Source organism: Micromonospora sp. NPDC049171, assembly GCF_040648275.1.
Taxonomy (GTDB): Bacteria; Actinomycetota; Actinomycetes; order Mycobacteriales; family Micromonosporaceae; genus Micromonospora.
Genome location: NZ_JBEZDJ010000001.1, coordinates 631,779 through 651,090, shown reverse-complemented (window position 1 = coordinate 651,090; position 19,312 = coordinate 631,779). Strand labels below are relative to the sequence as shown.

Annotated in this window: 19 protein-coding genes and 1 pseudogene; 7 read left to right on the top strand and 13 right to left on the bottom strand. The window is 73.2% G+C overall.

The genetic code is table 11. From position 1 onward, the window contains the following. Positions 1-61: 61 nt before the first annotated feature. Positions 62-910: a S1 family peptidase gene (locus AB0B14_RS02665; protein WP_357063541.1), complete on the bottom strand. Its 849-nt coding sequence runs from the start codon at positions 908-910 to the stop codon at positions 62-64. Between the two features lie 169 nt (positions 911-1,079). Between AB0B14_RS02665 and AB0B14_RS02660 the strand changes: the two genes are divergently transcribed. Together AB0B14_RS02660 and AB0B14_RS02655 are read left to right on the top strand one after the other, a co-directional pair. Then, positions 1,080-2,264 carry a low temperature requirement protein A gene (locus AB0B14_RS02660; RefSeq protein WP_357520838.1) on the top strand — a complete coding sequence of 395 codons (1,185 nt, stop codon included), beginning with the start codon at positions 1,080-1,082 and terminating at the stop codon, positions 2,262-2,264. Positions 2,265-2,377: 113 nt separating this feature from the next. Further along, on the top strand, positions 2,378-3,565 hold the full coding sequence (locus AB0B14_RS02655) for a low temperature requirement protein A (protein ID WP_357520837.1): 1,188 nt from the start codon (positions 2,378-2,380) through the stop codon (positions 3,563-3,565). A gap of 10 nt (positions 3,566-3,575) precedes the next feature. Here the strand turns inward: AB0B14_RS02655 and AB0B14_RS02650 are convergent, their stop codons facing one another. The 4 genes from AB0B14_RS02650 to AB0B14_RS02635 form a co-directional block, all read right to left on the bottom strand. After that, positions 3,576-4,148, bottom strand: coding sequence for a nucleosidase (locus tag AB0B14_RS02650; protein ID WP_357520835.1), 573 nt, complete (start codon positions 4,146-4,148; stop codon positions 3,576-3,578). Between the two features lie 37 nt (positions 4,149-4,185). Then, on the bottom strand, positions 4,186-6,918 hold the full coding sequence (locus AB0B14_RS02645) for an Hsp70 family protein (RefSeq protein WP_357520833.1): 2,733 nt from the start codon (positions 6,916-6,918) through the stop codon (positions 4,186-4,188). Positions 6,919-6,988: 70 nt separating this feature from the next. Further along, positions 6,989-7,450 (bottom strand): GNAT family N-acetyltransferase, encoded by a 462-nt coding sequence (locus AB0B14_RS02640; RefSeq protein ID WP_357063553.1) that lies wholly within the window; start codon positions 7,448-7,450, stop codon positions 6,989-6,991. 10 nt (positions 7,451-7,460) lie between these two features. After that, a complete protein-coding gene (locus AB0B14_RS02635; protein ID WP_357520896.1) occupies positions 7,461-8,345 on the bottom strand; it encodes a TetR/AcrR family transcriptional regulator in 885 nt (294 codons plus the stop codon). Between the two features lie 69 nt (positions 8,346-8,414). Between AB0B14_RS02635 and AB0B14_RS02630 the strand changes: the two genes are divergently transcribed. Further along, a complete protein-coding gene (locus AB0B14_RS02630; protein ID WP_357520831.1) occupies positions 8,415-9,944 on the top strand; it encodes an FAD-binding oxidoreductase in 1,530 nt (509 codons plus the stop codon). Between the two features lie 5 nt (positions 9,945-9,949). Here AB0B14_RS02630 and AB0B14_RS02625 read toward each other — a convergent pair whose 3' ends face one another. Further along, the gene (locus AB0B14_RS02625) at positions 9,950-10,837 is read right to left on the bottom strand and encodes an NmrA/HSCARG family protein (RefSeq protein ID WP_357520829.1); all 888 of its coding nucleotides are present in this window, start codon (positions 10,835-10,837) and stop codon (positions 9,950-9,952) included. Between the two features lie 85 nt (positions 10,838-10,922). On the opposite strand from AB0B14_RS02625, the gene soxR reads away from it, so the two are divergent. Then, a complete protein-coding gene (gene soxR / locus AB0B14_RS02620; protein ID WP_357520828.1) occupies positions 10,923-11,381 on the top strand; it encodes a redox-sensitive transcriptional activator SoxR in 459 nt (152 codons plus the stop codon). 26 nt (positions 11,382-11,407) lie between these two features. Here soxR and AB0B14_RS02615 read toward each other — a convergent pair whose 3' ends face one another. From AB0B14_RS02615 to AB0B14_RS02585, 7 genes are all read right to left on the bottom strand, one after another. Next, positions 11,408-12,115 (bottom strand): dihydrofolate reductase family protein, encoded by a 708-nt coding sequence (locus AB0B14_RS02615; protein ID WP_357063565.1) that lies wholly within the window; start codon positions 12,113-12,115, stop codon positions 11,408-11,410. After that, positions 12,112-12,777 (bottom strand): GTP cyclohydrolase II, encoded by a 666-nt coding sequence (ribA, locus tag AB0B14_RS02610; protein ID WP_357520826.1) that lies wholly within the window; start codon positions 12,775-12,777, stop codon positions 12,112-12,114. The genes AB0B14_RS02615 and ribA overlap by 4 nt, the downstream gene beginning before the upstream one ends. Before the next feature lie 57 nt (positions 12,778-12,834). Further along, positions 12,835-13,773, bottom strand: coding sequence for a lysylphosphatidylglycerol synthase transmembrane domain-containing protein (locus AB0B14_RS02605; protein WP_357520824.1), 939 nt, complete (start codon positions 13,771-13,773; stop codon positions 12,835-12,837). Between the two features lie 66 nt (positions 13,774-13,839). Next, entirely contained in the window at positions 13,840-14,658 is an 819-nt protein-coding gene (locus tag AB0B14_RS02600) for a class I SAM-dependent methyltransferase (RefSeq protein WP_357520822.1), read from the bottom strand. Beyond that, a complete protein-coding gene (locus AB0B14_RS02595; RefSeq protein ID WP_357520894.1) occupies positions 14,655-15,737 on the bottom strand; it encodes a glycosyltransferase family 4 protein in 1,083 nt (360 codons plus the stop codon). The genes AB0B14_RS02600 and AB0B14_RS02595 overlap by 4 nt, the downstream gene beginning before the upstream one ends. Then, positions 15,737-16,135: a 6-carboxytetrahydropterin synthase gene (locus AB0B14_RS02590; protein WP_357520820.1), complete on the bottom strand. Its 399-nt coding sequence runs from the start codon at positions 16,133-16,135 to the stop codon at positions 15,737-15,739. The genes AB0B14_RS02595 and AB0B14_RS02590 overlap by 1 nt, the downstream gene beginning before the upstream one ends. A gap of 2 nt (positions 16,136-16,137) precedes the next feature. Beyond that, positions 16,138-17,121, bottom strand: a complete 984-nt coding sequence (locus AB0B14_RS02585; RefSeq protein WP_357520818.1) for a zinc-binding alcohol dehydrogenase — start codon at positions 17,119-17,121, stop codon at positions 16,138-16,140. 277 nt (positions 17,122-17,398) lie between these two features. Between AB0B14_RS02585 and AB0B14_RS02580 the strand changes: the two genes are divergently transcribed. The 3 genes and pseudogenes from AB0B14_RS02580 to AB0B14_RS02570 all read left to right on the top strand — a co-directional run. Beyond that, positions 17,399-17,656: a hypothetical protein gene (locus tag AB0B14_RS02580; protein WP_357063583.1), complete on the top strand. Its 258-nt coding sequence runs from the start codon at positions 17,399-17,401 to the stop codon at positions 17,654-17,656. A 10-nt stretch (positions 17,657-17,666) separates the two neighbouring features. Beyond that, on the top strand, positions 17,667-17,996 hold the full coding sequence (locus AB0B14_RS02575; protein WP_357063586.1) for a TraR/DksA C4-type zinc finger protein: 330 nt from the start codon (positions 17,667-17,669) through the stop codon (positions 17,994-17,996). 304 nt (positions 17,997-18,300) lie between these two features. Then, a pseudogene (locus AB0B14_RS02570) lies at positions 18,301-19,287 on the top strand (choice-of-anchor A family protein); the annotation flags it as partial. Positions 19,288-19,312: the final 25 nt, after the last annotated feature.

The following is a 19,312-nucleotide window of genomic DNA, read 5'->3' as shown; positions in this document are numbered from 1 at the left end:
CCGCCGAGCCTAGGTGTTCGGGCGCGAGACGGGCAACCCGTCATACGTCACACCTCGCCGGTCAGGGCAACGTCAGCCCGTACGCGGCCAGCACCTCCCCGATCGGCTGGTAGTAGGTGGTGCCGCCGGAGGTGCAGTTGCCGCTGCCACCGGAGAGGATGCCGAGGATGGTGCCGGTGGAGGCCACGTAGAGCGGACCGCCGCTGTCGCCCGGCTCGGCGCAGATGTTGGTGCGGATCAGGCCGTAGATCACGCCGGTGGCGTAGTTGACGGTCTGGTTCAGACCGGTGACGGTGCCGCAGCGCACGCCGGTGGTGCTGCCGCTGCGGCACACCGCCTGACCGATGTACGCGGTGCCGGGGCCGTTGATGGTCAGCAGACCGGGGTACGTGTAGACCGCGCTCGGGTGGGCGATCCGCCCGGTGTAGCGGATCAGCCCGTAGTCGTTGGTGGGGTAGCTGGTGGCGGTGCGGGTGCCGAGCACGGTGGTCTGCGCGCTGTCGGCGTACCAGGTGGCGGCGGTGGTGGTGCAGTGCCCGGCGGTGATCACGTAGTAGGTGCTGCCGCTGCGCGCGTTCGCGCCGAGCGAGCAGCGCGCGCCACCGCCGTAGATGCCCTGCCCACCGGCGATCAGGGGGCGCAACGTTCCGGGTTCGCGGCGCAGCAGCACGCCGGCCCGGTCGGCTGTCGTCCGCAACGCGGCCAGCTCGCCGGGGGCCACGGTGTCGTCGACGGTGAGGGTCATCCGGCCGGTGGCGGGGTCGAGCCCCCAGGCGGTGCCCGCGGTGCGTACCCCGGTCAGGGTGGCCGCCGCGTCGGCGGCCCGGTCCGGGACGGCGGCCCGCGCCGTGCTGGGCGTGACGAGCAGGAGGGTGGTCAGGACGAGGGCGACGAGCGGGGAGCGGCGCATCCGAGCCTCCGCGAGAATCGAGCATGATGGATGCCCCTAAGCATCGCCCCGGGTCCGGCGCCGTGGCAACCTCGGGCCGTCCCCTCCCCGGCCGGTGGGAATCGCCGATCCGGGGACGGGCCCCGCCGACGCCGCCGATAATCCTCGGAAACACGGCGGGAGGCCGGGCATGACCACCGGAGAAAATTCGGCGCTGGTACGCCGGATGGAGGGGTCGACCCGGGCCACGCTGCTGGAGTTGCTCTTCGACGTGGTCTTCGTGGCCGCCCTCGCGTTGCTGTCGACCCTGCTGACCGAGGAGCGCACCTGGGCCGGCAGCGCCAAGGTGCTGCTGATGCTGACCGCCATCTGGTGGACCTGGTCGCTCACCGCGACCACCACCGAGTTCTACAACCCGCGGCAGCGCCCGATCCAGGCCGTCCTGATGATCGCCATGGTCGGCTCGGTGGGGATGGCGGTGGCGCTGCCGATGGTCAGCGTCGCGCACCTGCTGCTCTTCGTGTTCTCGTACGTCGGCACGCACGTGACCCGCTGCGTCATCCTGGTCGTCGTCCTGCACCGGCAGGGGCACCGGACGGCCAGGGAGCGGGCCACCCGGTTTCTCTTCTGGTTCACGGTGTCCGGCGTCTTCTGGGTCACCGGCGCGCTGTCGAACAGTCCGAACTGGGGGCTCTGGACCATCGCCATCACGATCGACCTGGTCGCCTCGGCGGCCCGCTACCCCACGCCCCGGCTGGGCAAGGTGCCCATCGACCAGTACAAGCGGATCACCGGGCACCTGGGCGAGAGGTACCAGCAGTTCGTCATCCTGGCCCTCGGCGACATCGTCCTGCTGCCGACCCTGCAGGTCAGCCGGGGCGAACTCCGGTTTCTCCGGGTCGTCGCCCTGCTCTGCGCATTCGCCACCATGCTGCTGCTCTGGCAGGTCTACGTCTTCCGCGCCAGCGAGTTGATGGTGGCGGCCGAGGCCCGGGCGCACCGGCCGGTGCGGCTGGCTCCGTACACCCATCTGGTCCTGCTGGCCGGTGTGGTCGCCACGGCGGCCTCGTTCGAGATGGTCGTCGCCCATCCGACCGGAACGACACCGGTGCGGTGGCTCGTGCTGATCGTCGGCGGCCCGACGCTGTTCGTGCTCGGTCGCGTTCTGTTCGCCCTGCTGGTGTCCTGGGTCGTGCCGTGGCGGCGAGTGGCCTGGCAGCTCACGCCACTACTGGTGCTGCCGTGGGCCGGCGGCTGGCCGCCGCTGCTGGTCGCCGTCGTCGTGGCGCTCGCGCTGGCCGGTCACATCGTCGTCCCCGCCGGAGACCGGGAGACCGCGCCGGGGCTGAACGTCCGGCGAACCGACGACGCCTGACCGCGCCCGGGGGCACCGATCCCTCTCCTCCCCACTTGGCGGGAATCGCCGATCCGGGGACGTCCGCGCCGGGGCCGCCGATAATTCTCGGAAGACACGGCGGGAGGCCGGGCATGACCACCGGAGGCACCCCGGCGTTGGTACGCCGTCTGGACGGGTCGACCCGGGCGACGCTGCTGGAACTGCTCTTCGATGTGGTCTTCGTGGCCGCGCTCGCGCAGACCTCGAAGCTGCTCGCCGACCAGACGTCCTGGGCCCAGAGCGCGTCGGTGGCGCTGTTGCTCGTCGCGATCTGGTGGACCTGGTCGGTCACCTCCACCACGACCGAGTTCTACGACCCTCAGCAGCGCCCCATCCAGGCCATCCTGATGGTCGCCATGGTCGGATCGGTGGGGATGGCGGCATCGCTGCCGATGGTTACCGGAGGGCAGTCCCTGGCCTTCGCACTCGCCTACGTCGGCACTCACGTGGTGCGCGGCATCGTCCTGCTCAGCGCCCTGTACCGGCAGCAGCACCCCGCGGCCATGGCGCGAGCCACCCGGTTCCTGTTCTGGTTCCTGGTGTCCGGGGTCCTCTGGATCGTCGGGGCGCTGGCCGGCACCGCGCGGTGGTGGATCTGGACCACCGCGATCGCCATCGACCTGCTCTCCGCGGCGGCACGCTACCCCACACCGTGGCTCGGCCGGGTGCCTCTCGACCAGTACGACCGGACCACCGGCCACCTGGGCGAGCGGTACCAGCAGTTCGTCATCCTGGCCCTCGGCGACATCATCCTGGTGCCCACCCTGGAGCTGAGCCGCAGCGACTTCGACAGCTCCAGGATCACCGCGCTGCTCTGCGCGTTCGCCATCATGCTGCTGCTGTGGCAGATCTACGTCTATCGGGCCGGCGAGTTGCTCGAAACGGCGGCCTCGTCGGAGCCCGGCCGGTCCACCCGGATCGCTCCGTACTCCCATCTGGTGCTCCTGGTCGGCGTGCTCGTCACGGCGGCTTCCTTCGACCTCGTCGTCGACCGACCCACCGGAACGACACCGGTGCGGTGGCTGGTCCTGATCATCGGCGGACCCCTGGTGTTCGTGCTCGGCCGGGTCCTGTTCGCCTATCTGCTGTCCGCCCGCGTGCCGTGGGTTCGAGTGGCTTCGCAACTGCTGCCCCTGCTGCTGCTGCCCTGGGCCGGCCGCTGGCCACCGGTGCTGGTCACCGCGATCGTGGCCCTCGGGCTGGCCGTGCACGTGCTGCTCCCCAGGGGGCACAGCCGGGAGACCAGGCGGGGGCTCCGACCGCGAGGGCCCGCCGAATGACCGTCGACGGTCAGGCGAGGTGCTGGCCGGCCCACTCGGCGAGGGCCCGGGCGCACGCGTCCACCGACTCCTGCCAGCTGCGCACCGCGCCGTCGCCCGCCTCGTCGCTGACCTGCTTGACCAGCCGGCACGGCACACCCGCCTGCGCGGCCGCCCACGCCACCGCGTACCCCTCCATGTCGACCAGGTCGGCACGCAGCGCCAACCGGTCCCGCGCCGCGTCGTCGGCCACGAACGTGTCGCCGGTGGCCAGCACGGCACCCTCGGCGGCCAGGGTCAGCGGCGCACCGCAGGTCTCCCCGGTGAGCGTCCGCAGCAGGTCGGTGTCCAGATCGTGCTGGAGGACGGTGGCGATCTCGTGGGTGCCGGCCCACCCCGGGCGCAGCGCACCCGCCGTGCCCAGGTTGAGCAGCAGGCTGGGGCGCGGCCCGGCAGCCAGCACGGCGGCCACCGCGCTGGCGGCGTTCACCTTGCCCATGCCGGTCAGCAGCACCGGCAACCCGGGCGGAAGGTAGCGGGCCTCCTCCCCGACGGCGAGCACCACCAACGGACGATCGGCGCGGACCGTACCCCGAAGATTCACCGAAGCATCGTACGAGGTGACCGCCGCATCGGTGGGGTCAGTCCTTGGTGAAGCGGTACAGGACGAAGTCCTCGTCCGCGCCGCAGGCGATCACGTGCGTGTTCCACGAGCAGGACGCGCTGCGGACGTCCTTCAGCTCGCCCAACTCGTCGACCTCGCCGGACTCGGTCCACACCCCGGCCAGTACGCGGTTGTCCGCGACCGTGCCGGGTGCCTTGGCGAAGACCAGCAGGTTGCCCTCGTCCAGCCGGACCGCCACCCCACCCCGGTCGCGCAACACCGGCTTGCCGGCGGCGTCGAAGAGGGTGACTGTCGGCTCCGGGTACTCCCGTTGGGCGAGCACCTGCTCCCCCACCGGCACCAGGTCGGTCACGCCCGGCGCCGGCCAGTGGGCCGTGCGTTCACCCTCGGTGGCCGCCACCACCTCGGTGCGCTGGACGTCGTTGTTCGGCACCTGCAACAGGCAGGCCCGCCGCTCACCGCACGCCACAAGTGCCTTCGCGCGCTGCTCGTCGTTCCCGGAGCGGTAGAGCACCACCGGTTCCGCGTCGGACCCCAGGTCGTACGCCAGCAACTGGTACCCGCCCTCGTTGGCGACCACGTACAGGCGGTCCTCGTGGGCGACCACCAGATCGTCGAGGTCGGCGACGCTGCCCCACTGGCGCAGCACCCTGCCGGAGGTCATGTCGAGCAGCCGCACGGACCGGTCCGCACCCACCTGGACGAGTCGCCGCCCCTTGCTCGTCCACGGGTTGCGGGGCGTGCCGTCGAGGAAGGCCGGTCCGCCCGCCGCCTCGTCGCTGCCCACCGGCCGGACCACGGTGCGGCTGCTGTCGTACTGGTCGCGGGGGTTGGCCTGGGTCCACTTCTGGGCGCCGTTGCTCAGGCGCAGGCCGACCAGTTGGGCCGCGGCACGGTCCACCAGCACCGCCGTGTCGTCGGCGAAGTAGATCTCGTCGTCGCCCCGGACCGCGCGTTGCCAGCGTTGCGTGCCCGACCGACCGTCGAGGACGGCCAACGGGCGCGGGGTGTTGTCGCCCGGTGCGTCGGCGAGGACCGCGACCGCCCCGGGAACGGCGATGATCGCCTCCCAGTCGTCGGCCCGCACGTCTGTCGCCCTGCGCCACAGCTCGTCACCGGTGCCGGTGTCGACCGCCACCACCTCCAGCCGGTCGTCCGGCAGCGGGTACCCGAGGTAGGCCCGGTCGCCGAGCACCGCCGTCCACATGCCGGCCGGCCGCTCGCCGCCGGCCTTCGGCCGGGACAGTTCGCGCAGCGACGTGAACTCCAGATCGGGGTAGCGGTCCCGGGTCAGGTACAGCGTCGCGGCGGTGCCCACCCCGAGCAGGGCCAGCACCGCGCCCAGCACCACCCAACGCGCCCGCCGCCAGCGCGCCGCGCCCGCCCGGCCCGGCGTGGGCGGTCCCGCCGGCGGTGCGCCCGCCCAACCCGGGCCCGCCGGCGCGGGTGGGCCCGGCCAGGGCTGCGACGGTACGGGCGGCACGTCCCCGCCCGACCCAGCCGGCCCAGCCAGCCCGACAGGCCCAGCCGCTCCGACCGACCCAGCCGGTGCGGGCGGACTCACCGGGGTCGGCGGGGCGAGCTGTGGCCCGGCGTACGCCGGAAGTGGTCGGCGCAGCGGCAGGTCGGTCAGCGCGCCCTCGGCCACCGGCAGCTCCGGCTGGTCGAGCACCGTCGGCGCCACCCCCAGTTCGGTGTGCAGCATCCGGGCCACCAGCGGGATCCGCGACGAGCCACCGACCAGGAACAGCCCGGCGAGTTGGTCGGGGCTGAGCCCGGCGGCGGCGATCACCTCCCGGGCCCGGTCCACCGCGCGGCGCAGCAGCGGCGCGGCCACCCGCTCGACGTCGGCCCGGGTGAGCTGGACGGCTTCGGCCACCCCCGGCACCGCGACCGGCGCCACTGTCGAACGGGACAGCGTCTCCTTCGCACCTCGTACCTCGTCCCAGAGCCGCACCTGGTCGCGGCGCTGCGCCGGGTCCGCCGGCCGGAGCAGCCGGGCCCACTGCGCGGCGTGGCGTTCCCCGAGCAGCTCGCCGACCCGACCCACCAGGGCGGCGTCGAGATCCAGCCCGCCCAGGTCGGGCAGACCACCGTCGGCGACCACGCTGAACCCGGAGTCACCCCACGGGTCCGCGCCCTCGTTGCGCAGCACCGCGACGTCGAGCGTCCCGCCGCCGAAGTCGAACACCGCGATCGCGTCGCCGACGGGCACCGGACGATGCAGCACCTGCGTGTAGTAGCGGGCGGCGGCCACCGGCTCTCGCAGCAGCCGGGTGCCCGGCGGTGTCGGCCCGGCGAGGGTGTGCTCGGCCACCTGCGGCCAGCCCGCCAGCAGCAGGGCGTCGGCGAGCACCTGCCGCCGCGTCGCGTCCCAGGCGGCCGGGCAGGTCAGCACGGCCGGGGGCAGGAAGCCGACGGCGCCCACCGCGGCCCGCGCGACCGCCGCCAGCACCGCGGCGAGCAGGTCGGCCGGCGGGTACGAGCGGTCGCCGAGCACGATTGTCGGCTCGTCCACCCGGCGCTTCGGGTTCGCCTCGAACCGGCCCGGGTCGGTCTGTGCCAACCGCCGGGCGTCCCACCCGGTGTGCAGGGTGCCGTCCGGGTCGGCGTACACGGCGGAGGGGCTGAGTGGTTGACCGTCCATCAGCAGCGGGCGGGTCCGCCCGTCGGGCCAGCGCAGCACCGCGACCGTGTTGGACGTACCGAGGTCGACGCCGAGGGCGAAACCCTCGTGCTGGCCTGCCATCTGCCCGATACCTCCGCGCGACGAGGGGAACTCGACCCCGCATCGTACGCAGGCAACGCCGCACCGCTGATCAGTCGGTCAGGTGCCGTTCGCCGACGACCTCGCCGCCGCTGGTCTCCCCGGTGGGACGGAAGCCGAGCTTCAGGTAGAACGGCTCCGGGCCGCCCGCCCCCGGTTCCCACGTCGTGAACACGCGGTCGTGCCCGCGTTCGCGCGCCTCGGCGCAGACGGCCCGAACCGCGAAGCGGCCGTACCCGTGACCCTGGTGCTCGGCGGCGATGTTCAGCCGCCACAGGCCCGAGCGCCTGTCGTCGGGGCGAGCCGGGTCCCAGACGATGTCGAAGAAGCCCATCAGGAAGCCGACGATCTCGTCACCCTCGACGATCAGCCGTGGCCACGCGACGTCGGGCTGCGCGTACGCCTCGGCGAGGGACCAGGCGACCGGAGACGAGAACTTCTCCTGGTCCGGTCGCACGCTCACCCGGCAGGCGGCTTCCACGTTGTCCGGGGTGATCTGCACGAGTCGCGGCACGCCGGCCACCCTATCGGGCCGGGCCGGACAGCAGGCCGTCGAGCAGCCGGCGCAGGCCGAACTGGAACCAGGTGTCCAGGGCCGTCTCGGGGCTGCTCTGTCCGGCCGCGACCAGCCAGGGTCGCCGCTGGGTGCGGCCGGTCCGCTCCAGCCGGACGCGGGTCGCCGACCACCAGGCGGGGTAGGTGGTGTCGGTCGGATCGCGCCGGATGAGCAGGGCCATGCCCTGGATGTAGCCGCTGAGCACCAGGTAGGAGCGGAACGCCGCGGCGTCGTCGTAGCCGGCGCTGGTGAACGCCGCCACGAACCGGTCGACCATGGCGAGGACGGCCGGCCCGGTGGGTGGCCGGTCGGTGGCGAGGACGGCCAGCAGCCAGGGATGACGCCGGTACATCGTCCACTCGTCACGGGCCAGCCGTTCGAGCTGTTGGCGCGGGTCGTCGCACCCGGGTGCGCCGCCGGGCATCCGTGCGGCGGTGATGCGCTCGGCCATCGCGGCGAGCAGTTCGCCCCGGTTGCGAAGGTACCGGTACAGGGTGTGGACGGGCATCGCGGCGCGCTGGCCGAGCACCCGCATGGACACCGCGTCGAGGCCCTCGGAGTCGGCCAGCTCGACCGCGAGGCCGACCAGCCGGTCGCGGGGGTCGCCGCCGCTGGGCGTGGGCAGGTCGGGGACGCGACGCGACGTCGCGGTGGGACCATGCTCGCGACGCGACGTCGCGGTGGGACCGGGGACGCGACGCGACGTCGCGGTGGGACCGTGGTCGCGACGCCAGCGGTACGCGCGGGCCTGGCAGCGGCGCGAGCAGTAGCGGCGGGGGCGGCCCCGGCCGGAGCCGCCGGGCAGGTCGGCGTCGCACTCGACACACCGGCCGCTGAGCACGGCCACCCCCATTTTCGTCACGGCACACGGTGTGACGAAAGTACTGCACGTCGTCCACGGCGGACACCCAGGATCGACGGCATGAATCAGCCCAGTCGCAGGGATCTGCTCCGCGCCGGCGCGGTCGCGTCCGCGGCCGTTCTCTGTCCGTCCCCGGCCTCCGCCTCCGCGGCGCCGACGGATTGTCCGCCCCCACTCGGCCCGGTCCGGGTGTTGCCGGACGACCCCCGGTACGCGGACCTCGTCCGTCGCGGGAACCGACGGTTCGTGGGCACACCGGACGAGGTGCGCGTGGTCGGCTCCACCGAGCAGGTCGTCTCCGCCGTGCAGGACGCGGTCCGCGCCGGCCGGCGGGTGGCGGTACGCGGCGGCGGACACGGCTTCGAGGGGTTCGTGGACGACCCGGCGGTCCGGATGGTGATCGACCTGTCCGGCCTGACCGCTGTCTACCACGACCCGCGACGGTACGGCTTCGCCGTCGAGGCGGGTGCGACGCTCGGTGAGGCGTACCGCCGGCTCTTTCTCGGTTGGGGGGTGACCATCCCGGGTGGATCGTGCCCGGGTGTGGGCGTCGGTGGCCACGTCGCGGGCGGCGGCTACGGTCGGCTCTCCCGCCTGCACGGGCTCGCGGCCGACCACCTGTCCGCGATCGAGGTGGTCGTCGTGGACCGCGACGGCACCGCCCGTGCGGTGGTGGCCACCCGGGATCCGACGGATCCGCACCGCGACCTGTGGTGGGCGCACACCGGCGCGGGCGGAGGCACCTTCGGCGTCGTCACCAGGTACTGGTTCCGGTCGCTGCCCACGCCGCCCGCGCGGGTGGTGGACTTCACCGTCACCTGGCCGTGGGCCGGCATGGACGAGGCGGGCTTCTGCCGGCTCGCCGGCAACTTCGGCAGGTGGTGCGCCCGCAACAGCGCACCCGACTCGCGGGGACGACACCTGTACGGGGAGCTGATCCTGTTCCGCCCGCAGGCCGGTGGTCACACCCTCGCCGGCCAGGTCCCGCATGACAGCAGACACCTGCTCGACGAGCTCGTGGTGGCGCTCGGCGACGGCGTCGGCGTCACCCCGACGGTCTCCGCGCAGACGCTCCCCTGGCTGGCCGCGACACTGCACAGTGACGACGACGGCAAGGGTTGGCGGCTGAAGGTCAAGTCCGCCTTCCACCGCACACCCCTGACCGACCGCCAGTTGCACGTCGCCTACCGCCACCTCACCCGCGCCGACGACAGCCTCCTGACCGGCTCGCTGAGCCTCAACACCTACGGCGGGGCGATCAACGCCGTGCCGCCGACCGCCACCGCCGCCAGCCACCGCGACGCGTCGATGTTGCTGTTCTACCTCGCGGGCTGGGCCGACCCGGCCGCCGACACCGCCGCCGTGGCCTGGATCCGCGAGTTCTACCGGGACATGTACGCCGACACCGGCGGCGTACCCCCGCACGGCGCGTACATCAACTACCCCGACGTCGACCTCCGCACCGACACCCGGGCCTGGCCCGCCCTCTACCACGGCCGAAACTACCCGCGACTGCAACAGGTCAAGGCCCGGTGGGACCCCCGCGACGTCTTCCACCACGACCTGTCGGTACGCCCACCCGGCCAGTAGGCGGACTACTGCCAGCTCGGCCGGGCGGCGAGGACGCGGTCCCAGTCGACAGTCCGGGCCCAGTCGGCGTAGCGGTGCCAGGTCACCTCCGGGTACCTGGCGCGCAGCCCGTCGATGTCAACGAAGTCGGTGTTCTCCTCGAAGCGCTGGAACATGTCGGCGATCTCGTCGCCGGCCCACTGCCGGACCTGGTCCAACGGCATCTGCTGGTACGGGATCTCGCGGCCGAGCACGTCGCCGAGGATGCGGGCCGCCTCGTCGCCGGTGACCAGGTCGGAGGCGACGTCGATCCGTTCGCCGACGAACCGGTCCGGGTGCTCGATGGCGTGCACCGCGAGGCCGGCGATGTCGCGGACGGTCACCTGGTCCAGCGGCTTGCCGGCGGTGAGCGGGTTGGCCAGGACACCGTCGGTCAGGCGGCTGAACCCGACGTTGAGCGCGTTCTCCATGAAGTACACCGGCCCGAGGACCGTCGCCCTGACCTGCTGATCCCGCAGATACGCCTCGACGAGTCGCTTGCTGTCGGCGTGGTCGAGGTCGGTAGCCGCCAACCGGCCGGCGCCGCGCACCGACGAGTAGACGAGGTGCGCGTCGGCGCGGGCCGCGACATCGACCAGGTGGCGGCCCTGGGCGACCTCCTCGTCCCTACCGCCGGTTCCGAACGGTACGGACAGGCCGAAGATCGCGTCGACGCCCTTGGCGGCGTCGGTCAGGCCCTCGGGGTGGGCCAGGTCGCCGGTGACCAGCCGGACTCCGGCGGTGGACAGCGCCACCGCGGCGGGCGACGCGGGCGACCGCACGTAGGCGACGACGTCGTGGCCGTGCTGGAGCAGCAGGTCGGCGACGGTACCGCCCTGTTTGCCGGTGGCGCCGATGACGAGAACGTGTGCCATGAGGGTGCTCCCTGATTCGCGGCTCTGGACGCCGCCGATTCTCTGGCCTCAACCTCGATTGAGGTCAAGCCCTAGGCTTGGTCTCATGCCCAGGGCTCGCACCACGCTCCACGAACTCACCGTCGGCCAGGTCGCCGACCGCAGCGGCGTCGCGATCTCCGCGCTGCACTTCTACGAGCGCAAGGGCCTGATCCGCAGCAGCCGGACGCCGAGCAACCAGCGCAGGTACAGCCGCGACACGTTGCGCCGGGTGGCGTTCATCCGGGCCTCCCAACACGTCGGCATCTCGCTCACGGTGATCCGGGAGGCCCTCGATCGACTGCCGAGCGAGCGCACCCCCACCCGCGACGACTGGGCTCGCCTGTCCGCCGACTGGCGCGGCGTCCTCGACGCTCGGATCGCGCACCTGCGGGCACTTCGGGACGACCTCAGCGCGTGCATCGGGTGCGGCTGCCTCTCCCTGCGGGCCTGCCACCTGACCAACCCCCGCGACGTCTTGGGCCGCGAGGGCCCCGGCGCCCGCCGCCTGCCAACGCCCCGGTGACGCGCCTCCGGCATGGGCAGCCGGCGTCAGCTTTCGGTGCAGCGGTCGGAGAGGGCGTAGCGCAGCAGCACCACGTCGCCGATCTGGCGGACCTCGGCCAGCCGGGCGCGCCGGCCCGGGTGCCAGGGGAAGCGCCCCTCGCCGACGAACCGGGGCGCCCGGCCGTCGCCGACGAAGAACGGGGCGACGACCAGGTGCAGTTCGTCGGCGAGACCGGCGGCGAGGAACTGGGCGTGCACCGTCCCGCCACCCTCCACCATCAGCCGCCGTACGCCCCGCGCGTACAGGTCGGTCAGCAGCCAGGCCGGGTCGACCGGCTCCCCCGCGTCCACCACGGTGGCCAGTCGACCGATGCGTTCCTCGGTCTTCTCCAACGCGCCGGTGGCGCAGTAGACGAGCCGGGTGGGGTTACCAGCGGTGAAGAACCGGGCGGTCGGGTCGAGGTCACCATGGGCGGTCAGGGTGACCTTGGTGGGCGAGGCGGGCCGACCACACGCCACCCGTTCGGCCCGGCGGTCAGCGGAACGCACCAGCAACCGGGGGTCGTCGCGGCGAACGGTGCCGGCCCCGACGAGGATCGCGTCGCAGCTGGCCCGCACCGCGTCGACCCGGTCCAGGTCGTCGTCGTTGGACAGCAGCAGCCGCTGGTCAGAGGCGTCGTCGATGTACCCGTCGATCGAGGTGGCGCAGCTGAGCAGCACGTACGGCCGCCTCGGCGCCGGTGTGCCACTCACTTGTCGACAGGCAGGTCGGGCGCGGCCGAGATGACCCCCGCCGCCTTGGCGGCCTTGGCGGCCAGGTAGTCGGCGTTGGCCGGGGACAGGAAGACGCTCGTGGGCACCTGTTCGGCGACGTCCACGCCGAGGCGGGTCAGCTGCGCGGCCTTGTCCGGGTTGCTGCTCAGCAGTCGGATCCGTGGCACGCCCAACGTGGCGAGCATCTGCGCGGCGGCGGTGTAGTCCCGCTCGTCCTCACCCCGCCCCAACGCCACGTTGGCCTGGTAGGTGTCCAGCCCGGCGTCCTGCAACGCGTACGCGTCGAGCTTGGCGTACAGGCCGATGCCGCGTCCCTCCTGTCGCAGGTAGAGCAGGAAACCGCCAGTCGCGGCGATCCGCTGCACCGCCTCGCGCAACTGCGGCCCGCAGTCGCAGCGTTGGCTGCCGAACACGTCGCCGGTCAGGCACTCGCTGTGCGGGCGGACCAGCGGCGGCTCTCCCCCGGCGGCGAGCCGGTCCAGGGCGCCCGCCCAGTCACCCAGGCCGAGGGCGAGGTGCTCCCGAGCGTCCACCAGGCCCTTGAAGGAGAACACCCGGACGGTCGTGGTGTAGCCGTCGGGAAACGTCAACGGCACCGTGACCTGCGTACGGATCGTGGCAACCGGCAATGCTGCGGGCATGGGACTCCTCTGTCCGGCGCCACCGACGCGCGGCGACGCGTGTTCCTCACCACCGACTCAACAGCCGCCGTCGGGGACGGCTTCCCGGGCGGCGACCGGGTGTCGGTTCCGTCGCACCAGCAGCACCGCGGCTCCGGGCAGGCTGGCGACGAGGATCAGGGCACCGTAGACGGTGGCGGTGGCGACGCCCTCGGCCGCGCTGAGGCCGGCCGCGCCGAACACCCAGGCGGCCACCCCCTCGCGGGGGCCGAAGCCGGCGACGTTCAGTGGCAGCCCCATGGCGAGTAGGGCGAGCAGCGTCAACGGCAGCAGCCGTGCCAGTGGGGCGTCGGATCCGGCGGTGCGGGCCGCCACCAGGAAGGTGGCCAGGTGACCGGCGACCATCACCGTGGAGGCGATCAGCACCCCGAACCAGGTGCGCCGGGACAGCAGCCCGGACCGCACGTCCGCCCCGGCGGTGCGCAGTGCCCGCGCCCAGCGCGACGGGCCGGCGTTGGGTACGGCCCGGGCCAGCAGCACCGCGACCAGTCCGGCCGCGACCAGCAGCGCGGCGGCGACGGGCAGATACGTCCGCACCGGGGACGGGAAGGCGGCGAGCACCACCAGCGCGACGCCGACAAGCACCACCTGCCCGGCGGTACGCTCCCAGACCACCGCGCGGATGCCCCGGCTGACGTCCCCGGCGTCCCGGCCGTGGCGGACCGCCCGGTGCACGTCGCCGAGCACCCCGCCGGGCAGGGTGGCGTTGAGGAAGACGGCCCGGTAGCAGTGCGCCACCGCGGTCGCCAGCGGCAGCCGCACGCCCAGGCCACCGGCGACGAGGCTCCACCGCCACGCCGCGCAGACCGTGGTGAGCACCCCGATGGACAGCGCCGCGACCAACGCGGGCGCGTCGATCATCCGCACCCCGGCGAGGAACGGGCCGGTGCCCACCTGCCACAACAGGACGGTGAGCAGACCCACCCCACCGACCACTCGTGCCCAGGCCCAGAACATCGACGCCGGCCCTCCCCTTGAAGATCGTTCTCTTGCCCTAGTCCACGTACCCAGGGCGTGAACAGTTCATCCACCCGCGAGGAGGTCGGTGTGTTCGAGCAGCACGCTGAGCCGACCGGCCGCCGCGTCGGCCAGCCGCCGCTCGGCGTACGCCTGGGCGGGGCCGGCCAGGTCGGGACGCTGCGCGCAGGCCGCGCCCAGCCAACCCCGGAACCACTCGGCGGCCAGGTCGGCCTGTTCCGGGCCGAGCCGCCACGGGCTGGGCCGTTCCCGCACGTCCACGCCGTGTCGGGCGAACGCGGCGGCGGTGGCGGCGACGGCGTCCGGGCCGAGCAGTCGCCGGCCGCCGACGGTACGCCGCTGGTGGTCGTTGAACGCGGCCTCGACCGCCGTGTCCAGCGGATCGGTCGGGGTGAAAAGGACCCGGCCGGTGACCGAGATGGCGAACAGGGTGGGCCGGCCGACACAGGCGGCCACCACCCGTTCGACCTCCTCGGCGGTGAGCATGTCCAGCAGCGCGGACGCGGTGACCAGGGACCCGTCGGCCAGGTCGGCGGCGCTGAGCCGGGTGAGGTCGCCGCACCGGACAGTCACGGTGACCGGGGCGCCGTCGGCGGCGGTCACCCCGGTCATGCCCTCGGCGGCGCGGGCGAGCAGGTCGGCGTCGCGGTCGTGCAGCACCCAGTGCTGCGGGCCGGGCAGGCGGGGGGCCAGCCAGCGGCTCATCGAGCCGGTGCCGCTGCCCAGGTCGTGGACCACCGTCGGGGCGGCACCGGTGAGCCGGGGGCGGACGGCGTCCACCAGGTCCTCGGCCCGCGCCGCCGCGTCGGCCGGCTCGCGCAGCCGCAGCCAGTCGGCGAACGGCATGGTCTCCTCGACGGTCATCGCGCCACCTCCTCCAGCACGGCGGCCAGCGACGCGGCGGTCACCGTCCAGTCGGTCAGGGTGTCGCGCCGGGCGAGAGCCGCCCGCCGCAGCCGGGCCCGCAGCACGTCGTCGCCCCACCACCAGCTCAGTGCGCCGGCCAGCGCGGCCGGGTCGTCCGGCGGGACCAGCAGTCCCGGCAGATCGCCGTCGGCGCCGCGGCCGAGCGCCTCGGGGAGGCCACCCACCTCGGTGGCGAGCACCGGCAGGCCGCGGGCCAGCGCCTCGGTGACGACCATGCCGTACGTCTCCGCCCGGGACGGCAGCACCAGCAGGTCGGCGGCGGCGTACGCGGCGTCGAGTGCCGCGCCGGTCAGCGGGCCGGCCAGCCGGACCCGGTCGGCGAGGCCGGCGCCGGCGAGCTGGTCGCGTAGCCGGTGCACCAGCTCGGGTTCCCGGGTCAGGGTGCCGGCGCAGACAAGTGTCCAGGGCACCTCGGGCAGCACGGTCAACGCGTCGACGAGCACGTCGTGTCCCTTGTGGTGGGTGACCGCGGCCACGCAGAGCAGCCGGTTGCCGGCAGTCGGGCCGGGAGGCACCGGCGGCGCCGACGTCACCCCCGGTCGGGCGACCCGGACGCGGTCGGGCCGCAGCGGATGGCGCAGCAGCAGGCGGCGGCGCGTCCACTCGCTTGTGGTGACGACGGCCCGCGCGGCGGCCAGCGCCCGGCCCTCCACCTCGCCGTCCAACGGCATGTGCACGAGAACGACCAGGCGCAACCGGCGGGCGTGCGGGGCGAGCAGGTCCGGCACGGCCGAGGCGACCAGACCGTCGAGCAGCAGCACGGCATCGTCCGGCGCGGAGGCCAGCACCCCGGCCAGCGCCGCCCGCTCGGCCGGCTCGGGGCTCGGCCAGGCCCCGGGCACCGCGTGCTCGTACACCGCCCAGCCACGCTCGCCGAGGCCCGCGCAGACGCGCCTGTCGTAGGTGTTGCCGCCACTGGGTGTGGCCGGGTCGTCGATGTCGCCGGGCAGGACGACGTGCACCGTACGGCCGGTGCCACCCGAGCCGGCGGTGGGTGCCGCCCGGCCCGCATCGATCACAGTGCCCGCTCGTAGCTGGCCCAGGCGACGTGCGACTCGTGCAGGGTGACGGTGATTCCCGCCAGTTCGCGGGCGCCCGCGCCCAGGTCACCGGCGTGCACGCGCTCGGCCAGCCGGTCGGCGACGGTGCGGGCCAGCACCTCGGTGGTGGTGTTCACCCCGGCGAAGGCCGGCTCGTCGTCGAGGTTGCGGTAGGTCAGCTCGCCCAGTACGGCCCGCAGCTGCTCGGTGGCCAGGCCGATGTCGACGACGATGCCGTCGGCGTCCAGGTCGGCGCGGCGGAACGTCGCGTCCACCACGAACGTCGCCCCGTGCAGGCGTTGGGCCGGACCGAACACGTCGCCCCGGAAACTGTGGGCGATCATCATGTGATCCCGAACGGTCACGCTGAACACGGTCACTCCCCGTCGTCGTAGGTGATGAGGTGGCAGAGGGCGGGCAGGTCGCCCGTGCTCAGTCTGGCGAGCACGTCGGGCAGTTCAGCGAACCGGGACGCGCCGGTGATCAGCGCGTCGAAGGCCGGGTCGTCGAGCAGGTCCAGGGCGAGGGCCAGCCGGTCGCGGTAGCTGCGCCGTCCCCGCCGGGCGGGAGCGACCATGCCGACCTGACTGCTGCGTACGGTGAGTCGACCGGAGTGGAACGCCCCACCCAGCGACACCTGTACCGGGCGGTCGCCGTACCAGCTCAGCTCGATGACCGTGCCCTCCGGTGCGAGCAGGTCCAGTGCCTGTTGCAGGCCGGCGCCGGTGGCGCTGGCGTGCACGACCAGGTCCCGGTCGCCGCTGGCGTCGGCCGGTGGGGCGAACCCGACGCCGAGCGCGCCGGCCACCCCGGCCCGGCGGGAGTCGATGTCGACCAACTCGACATGCACGCCGGGGAACCGGGCGAGCAGGGCGGCGACGCAGCAGCCCACCATGCCCGCGCCGATCACGGTGACCCGGTCGCCGACGAGCGGCGCGGCGTCCCACAGCGCGTTGATCGCGGTCTCCACCGTGCCGGCGAGCACCGCGCGGGCGGGCGGCACCCCGTCCGGTACGGGCACCACGGCGGTGGCCGGCACGACGTACGCGCTCTGGTGCGGGTGCAGGCAGAACACGGTGCGTCCGAGCAGCTCCGGCGGGCCCTGTTCGACCTCGCCGACGCTGAGGTAGCCGTACTTGACCGGGCCGGGGAAGTCGCCCTCCTGAAACGGCGCGCGCATCGCGGCGTACTGGTCGGGGGGCACCTGGCCGGCGAAGACAAGCGTCTCGGTGCCCCGGCTGACCCCGGAGTAGCGGGCCCGGACGAGCACGTCCTCGGGGCCGGGCGTCGGCAGCGACACCGGCCGGATCTCCGCCGCGCCGGGCTCGCGCACCCAGCAGGCGTACGCCTCGCGGATCACCGTCGCGCACCTCACCTCATTACTCCCGGCCGAACAGCGCGGCCGTCCCCGGTCGGGGTCGTCGATCATAAACACGGCGCCACGGCGCCCGCAGTTCGACGTTCTCCGGTGATCGGCCGAGGACGCTGCTCGCCGTGCTGGTGACGCGTCACCGGTCCCGTGCCTCGACTGTGCTCAGAAGTTCGATGCCGCCCGGGGTGCCATCGCCCGTCCCGATGCGTTGATCATGGATCAGGGGACGTTGGCTTTAGGGCATCCGCCGCCCTATGGTGGGGGCATGCCGTGGGTGACCTTCCGCTCGCCAGCCGTCACTGACGTGACGGCTGGCAGTGCTGTCCGCGTCGTGACGGTTCCGCGCGGCAAGGCCTGCATGGGAGTGCCGGTCGTCGGCGCCTTGTACATCGTGCCCACGCGCGGGACGTCGAGCCTGGCGCGCACCGGCCGAGGCCCTCCCGCGGAATCGTTGCATCCCGAAACGACCGCAGGGCGAAGCTACTCAAGCTTCGGCCCTTTTTCTTTTTCCTCGTTCTTCTGAAGGGCAGACCATGAGCATCGATCAACGCGCTGTCGAGCACGGCTGGCTGGCTGATCTACGAGCGTCCCTGGCGGACGAGTTCGCGACGCAGACGGCTCGGCTACGGGAACTGACCGAACTCACCGCGGACACCGGCGACCCGGGCGAGGCCCACAACCTGGCCGCTCTGCTGGTGGCCACCCGCCGCCACATCGAGCACATCACCGGCGCGCTGGGCCGGATCGCGGATGGTACCTACGGCGCCTGCGAGAGGTGCCGCAAGAGCATCCCGGCCGAACGCCTCGAAGTCCTCCCGCATGTCCGCTTCTGCGTGCCGTGCCAGGAGAAGCACAAGGGGTGACACCTGGGCTGGTGCGAACGCGCGCGGGCCGGACCGGAGGTGAACCTGTCCGGCCCGCGCGGCCTGCCACCCGGGACGATCTCGGCTGCGGCCAGTCGACCCACCAAAGCGGACAAAAGCCCATCAAATGCCCTTTTGCCCCTATACGCTCCCCTGGCACATCTGACACAACGGGGGCGTGATGAGGATTTCTTCGTGGGGTGGTCGCAGGTCACGGGCCGCGGCGCTGGTTGCCGTCGGCGGCGTGCTGGCAGTCAACACCCTGCTGGCACCGATGCCACCCGAACCCCCGCTGAACCGGGTCCTGGTCGCGGCCGAGGCCATCGGGCCGATCAACCCGGTCGCCGAGGCGCTGAGCTTCGGGGTGATGACCGAGGGCAACGCCGGCGTGTTCGACAACGAGAACGAGGGCACCCTCGCCGTCGGTGGTGACCTCACCTTCGGCGGCTACCAGCTGGCCGGGGCGACCGCCGGGTCGTTCGTCGTGCCGGGCGACGCCAACCCGACGGCCCTGGTCGTGGGCGGACGGGTGAACTTCGCCGGCAGCGTCGGCGGCAGCCGGCTCCAGGTGCTCAACAGCGGGTACGCCAAGGTCGGCGACCTGACCGGCACGTTCGTCCGGGACACCGACAACAACGGCGCCCAGGTCAACACCCGGATCCTGCCGTCGGACAACTACGACGCCGCCCCTCGGGTCGAGTTGGTCACCCGGCAGCCGGTCGCCAGCGTCGGGCCCGCCTCCCCGATCAACTTCGCCGGAGCCTTCGCGAGCTTCCGCGACACCACCGCCGGCCTGGCCACCTGCGACAACACGGTGGTGCTGCGCACACCGAACGGTGACGTGCTGCCCCGGCCGATCCCGGCGGGCAGCAACGCCGTGGTCACCCTGACCCCCGGTGTGACGAACGTGCTCAACCTCAGCGCGGGCGATCTGAACAACATTCAGACGCTGACCTTCGCCAGCCAGCCCACCGCGGACACCCCGTTACTGGTCAACGTGGACACCAGCGGCGTTGGCAACGACTTCGCCTGGACCGCCCCGAACTTCGCCGGCATCGGCGGCCCGCAGGCGTCCTACATCCTGTTCAACTTCCCGACCGCCACCGCGCTCACCCTCACCCCGGGGGCGGCCACGGTCGAGGGCACCATCTACGCCCCCAACGCCAGCCTCACCGACCTCTCGGCCAGCAACACCGAGGGCAGCGTCATCACCCGTACGCTGGAGCACCGCGGCGGCGAGATCCACTACTTCCCGTTCAGCACCACGCTGGCCTGCGCGGGCGGCACCCCGGCGGACATCGACCTGGTCAAGTCGT